The organism is Vibrio sp. ES.051, assembly GCF_002563795.1.
In the GTDB taxonomy this organism is placed as follows: Bacteria; Pseudomonadota; Gammaproteobacteria; order Enterobacterales; family Vibrionaceae; genus Vibrio.
Genome location: NZ_PDJL01000006.1, coordinates 232,613 through 247,236, shown reverse-complemented (window position 1 = coordinate 247,236; position 14,624 = coordinate 232,613). Strand labels below are relative to the sequence as shown.

General features: G+C 46.8%; 13 protein-coding genes. 7 read left to right on the top strand and 6 right to left on the bottom strand.

Annotated features, from left to right (window positions below):
- Positions 1-17: 17 nt before the first annotated feature.
- The gene (locus ATG66_RS18235; RefSeq protein ID WP_098416636.1) at positions 18-383 is read left to right on the top strand and encodes a DUF2799 domain-containing protein; all 366 of its coding nucleotides are present in this window, start codon (positions 18-20) and stop codon (positions 381-383) included.
- A gap of 74 nt (positions 384-457) precedes the next feature.
- Here ATG66_RS18235 and ppa read toward each other — a convergent pair whose 3' ends face one another.
- Both ppa and fbp read right to left on the bottom strand, forming a co-directional pair.
- On the bottom strand, positions 458-988 hold the full coding sequence (gene ppa / locus ATG66_RS18230) for an inorganic diphosphatase (protein ID WP_098416635.1): 531 nt from the start codon (positions 986-988) through the stop codon (positions 458-460).
- Between the two features lie 117 nt (positions 989-1,105).
- Positions 1,106-2,122: a class 1 fructose-bisphosphatase gene (gene fbp, locus ATG66_RS18225; protein WP_098416634.1), complete on the bottom strand. Its 1,017-nt coding sequence runs from the start codon at positions 2,120-2,122 to the stop codon at positions 1,106-1,108.
- 312 nt (positions 2,123-2,434) lie between these two features.
- Between fbp and mpl the strand changes: the two genes are divergently transcribed.
- From mpl to thiQ, 5 genes are all read left to right on the top strand, one after another.
- Positions 2,435-3,793, top strand: coding sequence for a UDP-N-acetylmuramate:L-alanyl-gamma-D-glutamyl-meso-diaminopimelate ligase (gene mpl, locus ATG66_RS18220; protein ID WP_098416633.1), 1,359 nt, complete (start codon positions 2,435-2,437; stop codon positions 3,791-3,793).
- Between the two features lie 4 nt (positions 3,794-3,797).
- Positions 3,798-4,433, top strand: a complete 636-nt coding sequence (locus tag ATG66_RS18215; RefSeq protein ID WP_098416632.1) for a flavin prenyltransferase UbiX — start codon at positions 3,798-3,800, stop codon at positions 4,431-4,433.
- Positions 4,434-4,713: 280 nt separating this feature from the next.
- Positions 4,714-5,706, top strand: a complete 993-nt coding sequence (gene thiB, locus ATG66_RS18210) for a thiamine ABC transporter substrate binding subunit (RefSeq protein WP_098416631.1) — start codon at positions 4,714-4,716, stop codon at positions 5,704-5,706.
- A 41-nt stretch (positions 5,707-5,747) separates the two neighbouring features.
- Positions 5,748-7,334: a thiamine/thiamine pyrophosphate ABC transporter permease ThiP gene (gene thiP / locus ATG66_RS18205; protein ID WP_098416630.1), complete on the top strand. Its 1,587-nt coding sequence runs from the start codon at positions 5,748-5,750 to the stop codon at positions 7,332-7,334.
- Complete coding sequence (gene thiQ, locus ATG66_RS18200; protein ID WP_098416629.1) at positions 7,334-8,038, top strand: thiamine ABC transporter ATP-binding protein; 705 nt, start codon at positions 7,334-7,336, stop codon at positions 8,036-8,038. The genes thiP and thiQ overlap by 1 nt, the downstream gene beginning before the upstream one ends.
- 86 nt (positions 8,039-8,124) lie before the next feature.
- On the opposite strand, the gene ATG66_RS18195 is transcribed toward thiQ, so the two are convergent.
- The 4 genes from ATG66_RS18195 to argR all read right to left on the bottom strand — a co-directional run bounded on the left by ATG66_RS18195 (position 8,125) and on the right by argR (position 13,314).
- A complete protein-coding gene (locus ATG66_RS18195; RefSeq protein WP_098416628.1) occupies positions 8,125-8,562 on the bottom strand; it encodes a universal stress protein in 438 nt (145 codons plus the stop codon).
- 44 nt (positions 8,563-8,606) lie between these two features.
- Positions 8,607-11,186: a TRAP transporter permease gene (locus tag ATG66_RS18190; protein WP_098416627.1), complete on the bottom strand. Its 2,580-nt coding sequence runs from the start codon at positions 11,184-11,186 to the stop codon at positions 8,607-8,609.
- 293 nt (positions 11,187-11,479) lie between these two features.
- Positions 11,480-12,448 carry a TAXI family TRAP transporter solute-binding subunit gene (locus ATG66_RS18180; protein WP_098416626.1) on the bottom strand — a complete coding sequence of 323 codons (969 nt, stop codon included), beginning with the start codon at positions 12,446-12,448 and terminating at the stop codon, positions 11,480-11,482.
- Between the two features lie 395 nt (positions 12,449-12,843).
- A complete protein-coding gene (gene argR / locus ATG66_RS18170; RefSeq protein ID WP_098417111.1) occupies positions 12,844-13,314 on the bottom strand; it encodes a transcriptional regulator ArgR in 471 nt (156 codons plus the stop codon).
- Positions 13,315-13,673: 359 nt separating this feature from the next.
- On the opposite strand from argR, the gene mdh reads away from it, so the two are divergent.
- Positions 13,674-14,609, top strand: a complete 936-nt coding sequence (gene mdh / locus ATG66_RS18165) for a malate dehydrogenase (protein ID WP_098416624.1) — start codon at positions 13,674-13,676, stop codon at positions 14,607-14,609.
- Positions 14,610-14,624 lie beyond the last annotated feature (15 nt).

Genomic DNA, 14,624 nt, shown 5'->3' with positions numbered 1-14,624 from the left:
ATCACTAAGGAGTTACGATGAGGGCATTCGTAATTGGCGCAATGGCGTTGCTTCTTGTTGCCTGTGCGCAAACAACCCTACCGACATCGAGCAGTGTTGTCGATTGGCAAGCGTTTGGTAAGCAGTCCGCTTTAGATGGACTTCGAGCGTTATCTGGCGAGCGTATTGCCGCACTTGATGGTAATGCAAACCATGCCACACCTGAATTGATCATGGCGTATCAAACGGGTTACCAGCAAGGGAAGCAAGAGTATTGCGAGCAAAGTGCGTATATGCTCGGTGTCATCGGGCGTCCATACTTTGGTATTTGTGATGACGTAGACCCTTTCTTTCAGCATGACTATGACGCTGGACGGATGTCCTCTGCAGGCGGGGCTATCTAGTTGATTTACATAAGATGAAAAACAAAAGAGCGGCCCTAAAGCCGCTCTTTTTAATGTTGTATCAGCAGCGACGCTTATTTACGTTGAGCGCGCTCGTAAGATTCTAAGATCTCAGCTTTAGCGGCGGCAACATCTGCCCAGCCATCCACTTTCACCCACTTACCGGATTCTAACTCTTTATAACGTTCAAAGAAGTGCGTGATTTGCGCTTTGAGTAACTCAGGGATATCGCTTACATCTTGGATGTGCTCGTACTCTTTCGAGATTTTTGAGTGAGGAACCGCAACCACTTTCGCGTCTTCACCGGACTCATCCGTCATTTTTAATACGCCAACCGGACGGCAGCGAATCACTGAACCTGGCATGAGTGGGTATGGAGTAGGAACAAGTACGTCGACTGGATCACCGTCGAGAGAGAGTGTGTGGTTCACATAGCCATAATTACATGGGTAAAACATAGGTGCCGACATGAAACGGTCGACAAATACCGCACCGGAGTCTTTATCTACTTCGTATTTGATTGGATCGGCATTTGCAGGAATTTCGATAACGACGTAGATATCGTCAGGTAGCGATTTACCTGCTGGCACATGGTTTAGGCTCATTTGAATATTCCTTTTCATTGAGGATGAGTGCACAAAAGAATGGCCTCATCTGATGATAGATTCGCATTTCACTCTAGCGACAAAAACGCAGCAGGTAAATACCCGCCGCGTTGGACACTATTCTTCGTCGCGATGCAGCTCAAGGAACTCTTCGACTTTACGAACCATGTTTTTCGAACCGACAAAGAAAGGCACACGCTGGTGCAGTTCTGTTGGTTTGATATCCATAATGCGATTCACACCGTCTGATGCAATACCGCCCGCTTGCTCGATTAGGAATGCCATTGGATTGCATTCATAAAGCAGACGAAGTTTACCTTGCGGATGGCTTTGTGTGCTTGGGTAAAGGTAGATGCCGCCTTTTAGTAGATTACGGTGGAAGTCTGCAACCAATGAACCAATGTAGCGCGAGGTATAGGGGCGACCGTCTTCTGGCACACTCTCTTGGCAGTGTTTGATGTATTTCTTCACACCGAGTGGGAAGCGAATGTAATTGCCTTCATTGATCGAATAAATCTTACCTTCTTCTGGAATCATCATGTTTTCATGCGACAAGCAGAAGCTGCCAATGGAAGGATCGTAAGTGAAGCCATTCACACCGTTACCTGTGGTGTAAACCAGCATGGTTGAGGATCCGTAAATCACATAACCTGCCGCCACTTGTTTATGCCCAGGTTGTAGGAAGTCTTCTTCGGTGGCTGGTGTGCCAATCGGAGAGACACGACGATAGATCGAAAAGATAGTACCAACAGAGACGTTCACATCGATGTTAGAAGAACCATCAAGTGGGTCCATTAATACGACGTATTTTGCGTTTTGGTTGAGCGCTTTATTGAAGGCAACTGCTTCGTCTTCTTCTTCACTGGCAACGCCACACACTTGGTCACGAGCTTCAAGCGCGGCTTTAAATTTATCGTTCGCATAAACGTCGAGTTTTTGCTGATCTTCACCTTGGACATTTTCTGTTCCGACAGCCCCGGTGATATCACCAAGACCGGCTGCGTTAATTTCGCGGTTAACGATTTTGGCAGCTAAACGAATGGAGGCTAAAAGGGATGAGAGATCACCGCTAGCGTGGGGGAAATCCGCTTGTTTTTCGACAATGAACTCGCCTAGGGTGCGCAGTCCTGACATGGTTAATCCTTACATTTTCATTTCATTGGGGGTAGTGCGCAAAGGGGCATCTCTTACTGGATGTTAAACGATTGCGCCAGATGTAAGTTTAAGTCGCAGATCTTTTTAATGGTAATGAAGTAACTGTTTGAGATCTCAATTTATTTGTCTACTTAGGTGGTGGGCTCATCATTAAGTAAGAGGTTGTACACTCTGTGTTCAACCTTGTCATATTTGTGAAAGGGACGGCAAGAAGAAGGCTAAAGTCACTCGCTTTTCTGGTCATGATCGCGATAATGAAGGCATTAAAGAACGCATTACAAGGTTTCGTTTATGCACATTCATATCTTGGGTATCTGTGGCACGTTTATGGGCGGCGCTGCAATTTTAGCGCGTCAGCTAGGGCATAAAGTCACAGGCTCTGATGCCAACGTTTACCCACCGATGAGTACACTGCTAGAGTCTCAAGGTATTGAAATAATTGAAGGCTTCGACCCATCTCAGCTTGACCCTCAACCAGACCTTGTGGTGATCGGCAATGCGATGAGTCGTGGTAATCCGTGTGTCGAACATGTACTCAATACCAACATGCGCTATACCTCTGGTCCGCAGTGGCTGAACGAGTTTTTGCTGCACGACCGTTGGGTGTTAGCGGTATCGGGGACACACGGTAAAACCACTACGTCGAGCATGCTAGCGTGGATACTGGAAGATTGTGGTTATCAACCTGGTTTCCTAGTCGGTGGGGTACTGGGCAACTTTGGTGTCTCTGCGCGTTTGGGTGAAAGCATGTTTTTTGTTGTTGAAGCGGACGAATATGACAGTGCTTTTTTCGATAAGCGTTCTAAGTTTGTGCATTACCACCCTCGCACTTTGATCATGAATAACCTTGAGTTCGATCATGCTGACATCTTCGATGATCTTGAAGCGATTAAGCGCCAGTTTCACCATTTGGTACGAACCGTGCCGGGCAATGGTTTGATTTTGGCGCCGAAGCAAGATCCGGCGTTGACGGATGTACTTGAACGTGGCTGTTGGACAGAAGAGCAGTTTTCGGGTGTTGGCGGTGACTGGCAAACGGACAAGTTGGTGGCCGATGGTTCAAAATTCGACGTTGCTCTGCAAGGCAAAAAAGTGGGCACTGTTGAATGGGAACTCGTTGGTGATCACAACGTTGATAATGCGCTGATGGCGATTGCTGCGGCGCGACACGTTGGTGTGACACCGGATTTAGCTTGTCAGGCTCTTGGTCGCTTCATCAATACTAAGCGCCGCTTGGAGTTAAAAGGTGAAGCGCAAGGCATCACGGTTTACGATGATTTTGCCCATCACCCGACGGCGATTGAACTCACCGTCGGCGGTTTGCGTAACAAGGTAGGCAAGCAACGTATTTTTGCTGTGTTAGAACCTCGCTCTGCCACGATGAAACGTGGTGTTCACAATAATGCACTCGCGAATTCGCTGCACAATGCTGACGAAGTGTTCCTCTTCCAGCCAGATAGTATTGAATGGTCCGTTCAAGACATTGCCGATCAGTGCCAGCAGCCAGCTTTTGTGGATGCTGATATAGATAAACTGGTGTCTAAAATCGTGGAGCGTGCAAGTAAAGGCGACCAAATTCTAGTCATGAGTAATGGTGGCTTTGGCGGTATTCACAGCAAGATCCTCGAGCAACTTAAACAAAAAGTCTGATTTTATGCAAAACAAACAGCAGCAAGCAGAAAAAGCCATCACTTTGGCCCTAACGGGGGCGTCTGGTGCGCCTTATGGCCTCCGTCTTCTCGAATGTTTAGTCGCGGCGGATTACCACGTTTACGTGCTGATCTCTTCGGCGGCGCGTGTGGTGATGGCGACCGAACACAACCTTAAGCTGCCAAGCGGCCCCGAAGCTGCAAAGCAAGCGCTGGTGGAACATCTCAATTGTGACCCAAATAACCTCACCGTTTGTGGTAAAGACGATTGGTTTTCGCCGGTAGCGTCTGGCTCTGCGGCACCCAAGCAAATGGTGGTTTGCCCATGTTCAGCAGGCAGTGTTGCGGCGATCGCGCATGGTATGTCGGATAATTTGATTGAGCGCGCCGCTGACGTGGTGATGAAAGAGCGCGGTCAGTTACTGCTCGTGGTACGTGAAACCCCCTTTTCGACGCTGCACTTAGAGAATATGCACAAATTATCGCAAATGGGCGTGACCATCATGCCTGCGGCGCCAGGCTTTTATCATCAACCCAAGCGTATTGAAGATTTAGTCGACTTCATGGTGGCGAGAATTCTGGATCACCTTGGCCTTGAGCAAGGCTTAGTGCCGCGTTGGGGTTATGATCAACGTTCGTAATTGATTCCAGAGCTATCTCGCGAAACCTAGCATTTCTAGGTGAATTGGGTATACAATTCATCGAACTCATCGGGGAGCTAAACCATTTTGCATTGGCAGTATCAATGCGTGTGGACGCTGAGACCTAATGCTTAACCTTGTTACGCAGGCGGGGACCCGTATTACCTGAACCAGATAATGCTGGCGTAGGAATTGAGTCTGGATATTGGAAGTCCTTAATAGCCACCTCAAGCCTGTGCCGCTCAACTTATTTCTTTGAAATACTCATGGAGAGCGAGCAGTGAAAACCACTTCTAGTTTGATTGTTTTAGCGGCAATTGCTTCTGCGTCAGCCTTAGCTGATGAAAACCCCTTAACCATCTATACTTATGACTCTTTTGCTGCTGACTGGGGCCCCGGTCCTAAAATCGAGCAAGCATTCGAAGCAAAATGTGGTTGTGACGTAAACTTTGTGGCACTGGACGATGGCGTATCCATTCTCAACCGTCTTCGCTTAGAGGGGCGCAACAGCAAAGCTGATATTCTATTAGGTTTGGATAACAACCTAATGGCAGAAGCGAAGAAAACCGGACTACTGGCAGAGCATCGTGTTGATACCACCAAAACGGTGCTGCCAAACGGCTGGAATGACAACACATTTGTCCCGTACGATTACGGCTACTTCGCGTTTGTGTACAACAAAGAGAAACTGACTAATCCACCGAAAAGCATGAAAGAGCTGGTGGAAACGCGCGACGATTTGAAAGTGATTTATCAAGATCCGCGTACTTCAACGCCGGGGCAAGGCTTGATGCTGTGGATGAAATCCATCTATGGTGATGACGTGACACAAGCGTGGCAGAAGCTGGCGAATAAAACGGTTACGGTCACCAAAGGGTGGTCTGAAGCGTATTCCATGTTCTTAAATGGCGAGTCGGATTTAGTGCTTTCTTACACCACATCACCTGCGTACCACTTGATTGCGGAAAACGATTCGAATTTTGCGACGGCGAATTTTGCGGAAGGTCATTACATGCAAGTTGAAGTAGCCGCCAAAGTGAAAGGATCAAAAAATTCAGAACTCGCTGAGCAGTTTATGAATTTCATTTTAAGTGATGAGTTTCAATCGGCGATGCCAATGGGCAACTGGATGTACCCAGTCACTGACGTTGAGTTACCTAAAGGTTTTGAAACCTTGAGCGTTCCAAGCAAGTCGTTGAGTTTTAGTGCTGATGAAGTGGCAAAAATGCGTAAGTCTTGGATTCGTGAATGGCAAAGCGCACTGACGTTTTAGCTGACGTTCCAACCCTCATCTGAATGAGATAGGTTTTACCTTTGAATTCTGTTCCAAAAATAGGTTTAGAGGTCGCGATGATCATCGCGACCTTTGTTATTTCTGCCCTCGGTGCTTTGATTGTTCAAGCTCCTTCACTTGATGTGTCTGTGGTATGGGACGACCCGTACTATCAACATGTCACCAAGTTCAGCTTCTACCAAGCGTTTCTTTCCACATTGCTCAGTGTTGGCTTTGCCATTCCAGTTGCGCACGCGCTTTCACGTCGCCAATTTTGGGGTAAGTCATTACTGCTTAAGCTGTTTGCATCGACGCTGGTTCTGCCGGTGTTGGTTGGCGTTTTCGGGCTCTTAGCGATTTATGGCAACAGTGGTTTGTTGGCGCAGTGGTTGCAAAGTTTCGATAGCAAACTGCCATTCTCTATTTACGGTTTGAACGGCATTTTACTTGCCCATGTGTTCTTTAATTTACCTTACGCGGCGCGTTTGCTGTTGCAAGCCTTGGAGTCCATTCCTGCGGAGCAACATAAGCTTTGCGCGCATCTAGGTATGAGTCATTGGAATAAGTTTCGTTGGGTGGAGTGGCCGCGGTTAAGACAGCAATTGCCGCACGTCAGCGGGTTAGTTTTTATGTTGTGCTTCACCAGTTTTGCGACGGTGATGGCGCTGGGTGGTGGACCTAAATCGACCACTATTGAATTGGCTATCTACCAAGCGATTAAGTTTGATTTTGATTTGCAAGCCGGAGCGCTGTTAGCGCTGTGGCAGATGCTGTTGTGTGGACTGATCGCAATTGGAGTGCAGAAGTTAACGAAGCCTGTTTCTATCAGCGCTGGCAGCACATCGGTACAGCAATATTTAACGAAGGATCATCGGTGGTCAAAAGCTTGGGATGGCTTTTGGATCATAGGTGCCTTTTTACTGGTAATACCGCCGTTATTGATGGTGTTATTGAGTGGTATTAATCAACAGGTTTGGACGGTGTTAACTGATGAACGTTTTTGGTCTGCGTTGTGTAACTCGTTAACCGTTGCGCTGTTCGCAAGCTCATTGGCGGTGGCATCAGGCGTGTCAATTTTGCTTACCAGTCGCCGCTGGCGTCTGCAATATAAGAACACTCGCGCCGATCAGATTGAGTTGATTGGCACCATTATATTGGTCACGCCAGGTTTGGTGATTAGCACCGGGTTATTCTTACTACTGCGATCATTTACCGATGTTTTTAGCTTGGCGTTCTTTGTCGTGATTTTGGTGAATGGTTTGATGGCTTTGCCTTATGTGATTAAAACGCTGGCACAACCAATGCTGCACATTGAACAGCAATATCAGTATGTATGTGCCAGCTTAGGCATGCGTGGCTGGCAACGGTTTAAGGTGGTGGAGTGGCAAGCGCTGCGCAAGCCATTCGCACATGCGTTTGCGATTAGCTTTATGTTTGCGATTGGCGATTTAAGTGCCATCGCATTGTTTGGCGGACAAGAGTTCCGCACCTTACCTCTGTATTTATTCCAGTTGCTTGGCAGCTATCAGATGGAAGCGGCAGCGGTGGTATCGGTGACCTTGTTGTTGTTGAGTGTGGGCTGTTTTGCGCTGATAGAGCAAGTATTGAAAACGAAGGAGAGAGCGTAATGTTAGTGTTGGATGATGTGCAGTATACCTACCAACGTGAACTGTTTCGTTTTGACTTAACCATTGAGCGTGGTCAGATTGTATCGCTGATGGGGCCGAGTGGAGCGGGAAAGTCGACGTTGCTGGCTTTGGTGGCTGGGTTTATACATCCAGACCAAGGCGACATTCGCGTCGATGGTGAATCGATTATTCACCACGCGCCTTATCAGCGTCCTTTCTCGATGTTATTTCAGGAACACAATTTGTTCGCTCACTTATCGGTGCGTGACAATATTGGTTTAGGTTTGCAGCCGGGGCTTAAACTCACGGCAGATCAAGTGCGCCAGGTTGAGCAAGCGGCGCAGCAAGTGGGAGTCATGGAGTATCTTGACCGTTTGCCTGAACACTTATCTGGCGGTCAACGTCAACGGGTTGCTTTAGCGCGATGTTTTGTACAGGCGCATCCTATCTGGTTGTTGGATGAGCCGTTTTCTGCTTTGGATCCAGTATTACATGAAGAGATGTTGGCGTTAGTAAAGCGACTGGCAAATGAGCGGTGTATCACGGTTTTGATGGTCACGCATCATTTGAGTGATGCGAGAGCCATAGCGAGTCATTTTGCGTTTGTTGTTGATGGTAAAGTCGAAGCGAGAGGCGTGCTCGATGAGCTTAAAGTATCGCACCCGAGTGAAGCGTTACAAGCGTTTGTTCGCGCTGCCGGATGAGGTTTTTAGACGTAGGGAACAAGGTTGACGTTCACGTCAACCTTGTTATTTTTCTGCGCTTTTTAGTTAGCTGTCTCATACGAGAATTAGTTTTGAGGCTTCACCACCATTACGTTGATGGGAGAGTATTCCACTACTTTACTGGCGACCGAGCCAAGCATCACTTTGTTGATTTTCGAGCGTTTGTGACTTGGCATGATGATAAGATCCGCCCCTAAACGCTCCGCATAATCAAGAATTGTCGCGTAAGCTTTCCCTTCGGCAACGTGTACCTTATAAATAACATCTTCATCGATGTGTTCATTGGCGAATGTTTTCAGTTGCTGTTTTACGTCTTGCTTCATTTTCATTGCCGCGTCTTTTGGAAAATAGCTCGCGACCATCGACATGTGAATACCGGGTAAAACGGTCAACAGATGAATTTCCGCATTCGCTTGCTTAGCCTGCCAAACGGCCAGCTCAACAGCTCGGTCCGAAAAGCCTTGGTCATTTAGATCAACCGGAACAAGAATTTGTTTGTACATTCAATGTCTCTCATTAAGGCCCCTTATCCTCGGGGCCAAATCGATTATGCGCTCAGTTGTTCCTTGCGAGCACGACGTTTTTGGTTCATGGCAAGTACCAGCAAAATCATTAAGCACGGTACAAATACCCATTCTTTCATTGGACGAGCGGCATCTTGTATTACCCACTTGATCTCCCAGTCAAAGTCGATACCTGCAGACTCTGCCGGGCTACCAAACTCGACCATATCGACAATCATTTTGTTGTCGCTTTCGGTCAGCATTAGACCCATTGAAGAAATGCGTTCTTCCGCTGTCGTGGCGTCATCATCAAACGGGAGGCGCACCGTTTTCTCGATATAGTCACCCTCTAAGTTCTCACCGCCAACACGTAGCTCTATGGATTCTCCTACATTTAGGTTGTCCGTGATTTGAGCTATCTCAACCCCAGGAGAAAGAACTTTCGCTGGGTACAACATGTCCCACCAGAAGCCTGGACGGAAGAATGAAAATGTCAGAACTAATAATAGGATCGTTTCCCACCATTTGTTACGTGTAAACCACCATCCCTGCGTTGCAGCAGAGAAAATCAGCATAGCGATAATGGAAGAAATAATCGTCAGCGCTAAGTGCCACCAAGAGTCAATTCCCATTAAGAGTAATTGGGTATTGAACACGAACATAAATGGCAAAATCGCGGTTCGAATATCGTAGGTAAAGCCTTGGATACCAGTGCGGATTGGGTCCGATTTTGCTATCGCTGCTGCGGCAAACGCGGCTAAACCCACAGGAGGGGTATCGTCAGCCAAGATACCGAAATAGAACACGAATAAATGGACGGCAATGAGCGGGATGATCAGACCATGCGCAGCACCAAGGGTGACGATAACGGGAGCCATGAGCGTAGATACGACGATGTAGTTTGCCGTGGTAGGTAGACCCATTCCGAGGATTAAACTGATAATCGCAGTAAAAAGAAGCATGAGAATAATGCTACCGCCGGAAATGAACTCAACAAAATCCGTCATAACCAAACCGATGCCGGTTAGTGTTACTACACCAACGACGGTACCAGCTGCCGCTGTTGCGACACCAATACCAATCATATTACGAGCACCAGACACCAAACTTTCGACGAGATCAACAAAACCATTTTTGGTTTGTTCAACCATGTCGCCCTGCTTTGAGAGCAGCGCAATTAATGGACGCTGAGTTAGCAAAATGAAAATCATGAACACCGTTGCCCAGAATGCCGATAAGCCCGGTGAGAATCGTTCAACGGTTAAGCACCATACAAGTACCACGATTGGGAGTAGAAAGTGCAGGCCAGATTTTACAGTAGGACCTGGATCGGGCACTTCTGTTAGCTCTGCATCAATCTCAATTGCACCATCTTTTGCGTGATTTGCCGAGATCTTGACCAAGCCCACATAAGCGATGAGTAGAGCGACCGTGACGATTGGCGTTGCGGCATCACCAAAGACATCTTTGGTCCAGCCAACACCGTAATAAACCAGCGCACTGAGCACACCCAGTCCTAAGATGGTGCCTGTAAATGACAACAGACTTTGTACCAGTGTAGGAGTGTGGCGACGAGGAAGCCCCGTCATGCCTGCTTTACATGCTTCAAGGTGAACAATGTAAATCAAAGCGATGTAAGAAATCAGAGCGGGAAGTAGTGCCGCTTTGATGACTTCAACATAAGAGATACCGACGTACTCCACCATCAAAAACGCGGCGGCTCCCATTATGGGTGGTGTTAACTGCCCATTAGTTGAAGCTGCAACTTCGACCGCACCCGCTTTGGTTCCCGGAAAGCCAACTCGCTTCATCAATGGAATAGTAAAGGTACCAGTAGTGACGACGTTGGCGATAGAAGAGCCTGAAACCAGTCCTGATAATCCTGATGCAACAACCGCAGCTTTGGCTGGTCCTCCCTTCATATGACCGAGTAGGGAAAAGGCAACCTTAATAAAGTAAGCGCCAGCACCCGCACGCTCGAGCATTGCACCAAACAGTACGAATAGGAACACGAAGGAGGTCGATACGCCTAATGCGACACCAAATACCCCTTCCGTCGTCAGCCACAAATGCGACATCGCTTTGTTTAAGCTTGCCCCTTTGTGTGCAATGACATCGGGCATGTAAGGGCCTGCAAAGGTGTAAGTGAGGAATACCGCAGCCACCACCATGAGAGGGGGCCCGAGAGCACGGCGTGTGGCTTCTAAAAGGAGCACCATACCAATAACGGCTACAACAATGTCCGCAGTGGTTGGCGCGCCAGAGCGTCCAGCAAGCTCAGTATAGAAAAGGTAAATATAGGCCGCAGAAAAGCTACCAGCCAGAGCGAGCACCCAGTCGACGAGCGGGATATTATCGCGTGGAGAATTCTTCAGTGCGGGGTAAGCGGTGAAAGCTAAAAAGATCGCGAAAGTTAAATGAATTGATCGCGCTTCAGTATCGTTCAGTACGCCGAAATTAAAAATAAATGGTAGCGGGGAAGCGTACCATAATTGAAATAGTGACCAACACAGAGGAACAAACCAGAGGATTCGCCCTTGCATACCCGATGGGCTGCGTGCACCTGTATCTGCCTGAGCCACCATTTCTTGCACATCTTGTGACGGAGTTTGATTCGTCGCCATGTACTTTTTCCTTATTATTGATGGTCCTGTCGGATTTTTATCGAGAACCACACTTCGCCTCTATCAGTGTAGTGAACGGAGCGAAGCTTGCTTTCGAGTATTTGCTGCCTGAACTCAAAGTGTTGATTAACGAGAAACTCTGATTGGCGGCGTAAACGTTTTTCTTGGGTATGAGCTCTCAATTCTCAGAGGAAAACTGACGAATGAAAGCGTGCTGCCATAACTGGCTACAAATTGGATGTTAAAACAGGCAGAAAACCATCTGTTTCTGCCTGAATTTGGGGCTGTGGGCGTTACTTAATTAGGCCCATTTCTTTGTAGTACTTTTCCGCACCTGGGTGAAGAGGAATTGAAAGACCTGCTTTCACCATGTCTTCTTTTTTCAGGCTTGCAAATGCCGGGTGTAGGCGTTTGAACGTATCGAAGTTTTCGAATACTGCTTTTGCTACATTGTATGCCACGTCATCTGAAACATCAGCTGTTGTTATCATTGTTGCCGCTACACCAAAGCTGTTCACGTCTTTGTCTGTGCCGCGGTACATGTCTGCAGGTACTGTGCTGAACGCGTAATAAGGGTTATCTGCAACAATTTTATCGATTTTTGGTCCAGTAGCAGAAACTAACTTAGCATCACAAGAGGTGGTTGCCTCTTTAATGGAACCATTCGGGTGACCCACCATGTATATGAACGCGTCAATTTTGTTGTCACAAAGTGCTTGAGAGCGTTCAGATCCTTTTAGTTCTGAAGCAAGTTTAAAGCTGTCGTTGGTCCAGCCCATTGCTTGCATGACAACGCCCATGGTTGCACGGTCACCAGAGCCAGGGTTACCGATGTTTACACGTTTGCCTTTAAGGTCTTCCACGTTCTCAATGCCTGAATCAGTGCGTGCGATGATGTTGAAAGGTTCTGTATGAAGAGAGAACATGGCACGCAGTTTTTTGTACGGGCCTTGTTCCGCAAACTTACTCGTACCGTTATAACCATGGTATTGCCAGTCCGATTGCACGACACCAAAATCTAGTTCGCCAGCACGCATAGTATTAACGTTGTAAATGGAGCCGCCAGTCGATTCTACTGAGCAACGGATGTTGTGTTCTTTACGACCTTTATTGACTAACTTACAGATAGCACCACCAGTAGGGTAGTAAACACCTGTAACAGAGCCAGTACCGATAGTAATAAACTCTTGAGCGTTAACTGCGCCTGTACCCATTACAGCTGCGGCGATAGCGCCTACTTTGAGAAGCTTGTTAAATGCCATGAATTTCCCTTCCTTATATTCATTATTTACCCGGAAATAACCATAAATCACTTCTGGAGTTTCCTCTTTGGAAACGGCATCTTTTCCAATCCAATTGTTTGAAAAAGCGAGCGAATCATAACAAAAAATTGGCAGAAAATTATCCATTTGTTAAATGTTATAGTTGATAAGTCTGAAGCTTGCGATGGGGGATAATGTTGGGTTTTTATTTTAATTGTTTTTAAACAGTTACTTAAGTATCGTTGGGGGCCAAAGTGGAAAAAATCAATTGCGTGATGTTAATCACACAAGTGCAGGTTAGATAGTGACCACCTTAAGCAAAAAATTTACATAATTCATGGGCTACAAAGTGTGATTACTTTCATAGCCCCATAAAAGATATTAACTTAACTGGCTTAGCCTGTGTATTCGAACAACTCACAGACAGAGTTGAATAATTGTTCTGTAGTGATTGGCATCGTAGGGGTAATGAAAATGGTATCATCACCAGCCACAACACCGAGAATACCTTCAGATTTACCTAATGAGTCGAGTAAACGAGCGATCAGCTGTGCGGCACCTGGGCCTGTGTGGATAACCACTAATGCTGCGTTATGATCGATATCTAAAACCAGTTCACGTAGAGAACTGCTTACCGTTGGAACGCCCAATTCTGCTGGCAGGCAATACACCATTTCCATTTTCGCATTACGCGTACGGACAGCACCGAACTTCGTCAGCATACGAGAAACTTTAGATTGGTTAATGCTCTCAAACCCTTGGTGTTTTAGAGCATCAACAATTTCACCTTGTGAGCCAAAGCTTTCTTCTTTTAGTAGGGCTTTAAAGGCGCGGACCAAGTGGTCTTGTTTTTCTGAATTGCGCATAGTCATTATAAGTCTCTTATTACGGGTCAGCAATTTTGCATATTCTCGCATATATATTCATAAAGTGCCAAAAAGTCCCGACATTATGTTAGTTATATCGCTGTAAATCATGAATGGAATGATATCCTTCAAATGTAGTTACAGCTTCTCATGTTATTCAGCTGAATTTCTTTCCATTTCAACATAATAAAAGAATAATCCAAGTGCCATTTGTCGTACGACATCAGCGAGTTGCGCGAGGTCGCAAAGCTGGCGTTAATTGATTGTAATCAAGTTGTGATTCCGATAGCTTTATTTCAGTTGGTTACAAACTACCCTACGAATACGTTTATAAGAGAAATACTCTCAAGGAGAACTACATGAAAGTAGCCGTTATTGGTGCCGCTGGCGGCATCGGTCAGGCCCTGGCCCTTCTACTTAAGAACCGTCTTCCTGCTGGTTCTGATTTAGCCCTATATGATATTGCTCCAGTAACCCCAGGTGTGGCTGCCGATCTTAGTCACATCCCGACGCCCGTTTCTATCAAAGGTTACGCTGGTGAAGATCCAACGCCCGCATTAGAAGGGGCTGACGTAGTGCTCATTTCTGCCGGTGTTGCGCGTAAGCCTGGTATGGATCGTGCGGATCTATTTAATGTAAATGCGGGCATCGTTAAATCTTTAGCTGAGAAGATTGCGGTTGTTTGTCCGAAAGCCTGTGTGGGTATCATCACTAATCCTGTAAACACAACGGTACCGATCGCCGCTGAAGTACTAAAAAAAGCGGGCGTTTACGACAAACGTCGTCTGTTTGGTATTACGACACTAGACGTTATCCGTTCAGAAACCTTCGTTGCTGAGCTAAAAGACAAAGATCCAGGTGACATTCGCGTACCTGTTATTGGTGGTCACTCTGGCGTAACGATCTTACCTCTACTGTCTCAAGTGGAAGGTGTGGAGTTTACCGCGGAAGAAGTAGAAGCCTTAACGAAACGTATTCAAAACGCTGGTACTGAAGTGGTAGAAGCGAAAGCGGGTGGTGGTAGTGCAACGCTATCTATGGGCCAAGCCGCTTGTCGTTTTGGTCTGTCTCTGGTTCGTGCTCTACACGGTGAAGAAGGCGTGGTTGAATGCGCTTACGTTGAAGGTGGTAGTGAGCATGCGACTTACTTCGCGCAACCTGTGAAACTAGGTAAAGAAGGTGTAGAAGAAGTCTTAAGCTACGGTAAGTTGAGTGACTACGAAAAGTCTGCACTAGACGGTATGCTAGAAACACTTAATGGCGACATAAAGATTGGTGTTGAGTTCGCCAAGTAAGCAAAAGTACGTCTA

Excerpts from the sequence above, each read along its gene's own strand:
- ATG66_RS18235 (WP_098416636.1), top strand. The coding sequence starts at position 18 with ATGAGGGCATTCGTAATTGGCGCAATGGCGTTGCTTCTTGTTGCCTGT.
- ppa (WP_098416635.1), bottom strand. The coding sequence starts at position 988 with ATGAGCCTAAACCATGTGCCAGCAGGTAAATCGCTACCTGACGATATC.
- fbp (WP_098416634.1), bottom strand. The coding sequence starts at position 2,122 with ATGTCAGGACTGCGCACCCTAGGCGAGTTCATTGTCGAAAAACAAGCG.
- mpl (WP_098416633.1), top strand. The coding sequence starts at position 2,435 with ATGCACATTCATATCTTGGGTATCTGTGGCACGTTTATGGGCGGCGCT.
- ATG66_RS18215 (WP_098416632.1), top strand. The coding sequence starts at position 3,798 with ATGCAAAACAAACAGCAGCAAGCAGAAAAAGCCATCACTTTGGCCCTA.
- thiQ (WP_098416629.1), top strand. The coding sequence starts at position 7,334 with ATGTTAGTGTTGGATGATGTGCAGTATACCTACCAACGTGAACTGTTT.
- ATG66_RS18195 (WP_098416628.1), bottom strand. The coding sequence starts at position 8,562 with ATGTACAAACAAATTCTTGTTCCGGTTGATCTAAATGACCAAGGCTTT.
- ATG66_RS18190 (WP_098416627.1), bottom strand. The coding sequence starts at position 11,186 with ATGGCGACGAATCAAACTCCGTCACAAGATGTGCAAGAAATGGTGGCT.
- ATG66_RS18180 (WP_098416626.1), bottom strand. The coding sequence starts at position 12,448 with ATGGCATTTAACAAGCTTCTCAAAGTAGGCGCTATCGCCGCAGCTGTA.
- argR (WP_098417111.1), bottom strand. The coding sequence starts at position 13,314 with ATGCGCAATTCAGAAAAACAAGACCACTTGGTCCGCGCCTTTAAAGCC.
- mdh (WP_098416624.1), top strand. The coding sequence starts at position 13,674 with ATGAAAGTAGCCGTTATTGGTGCCGCTGGCGGCATCGGTCAGGCCCTG.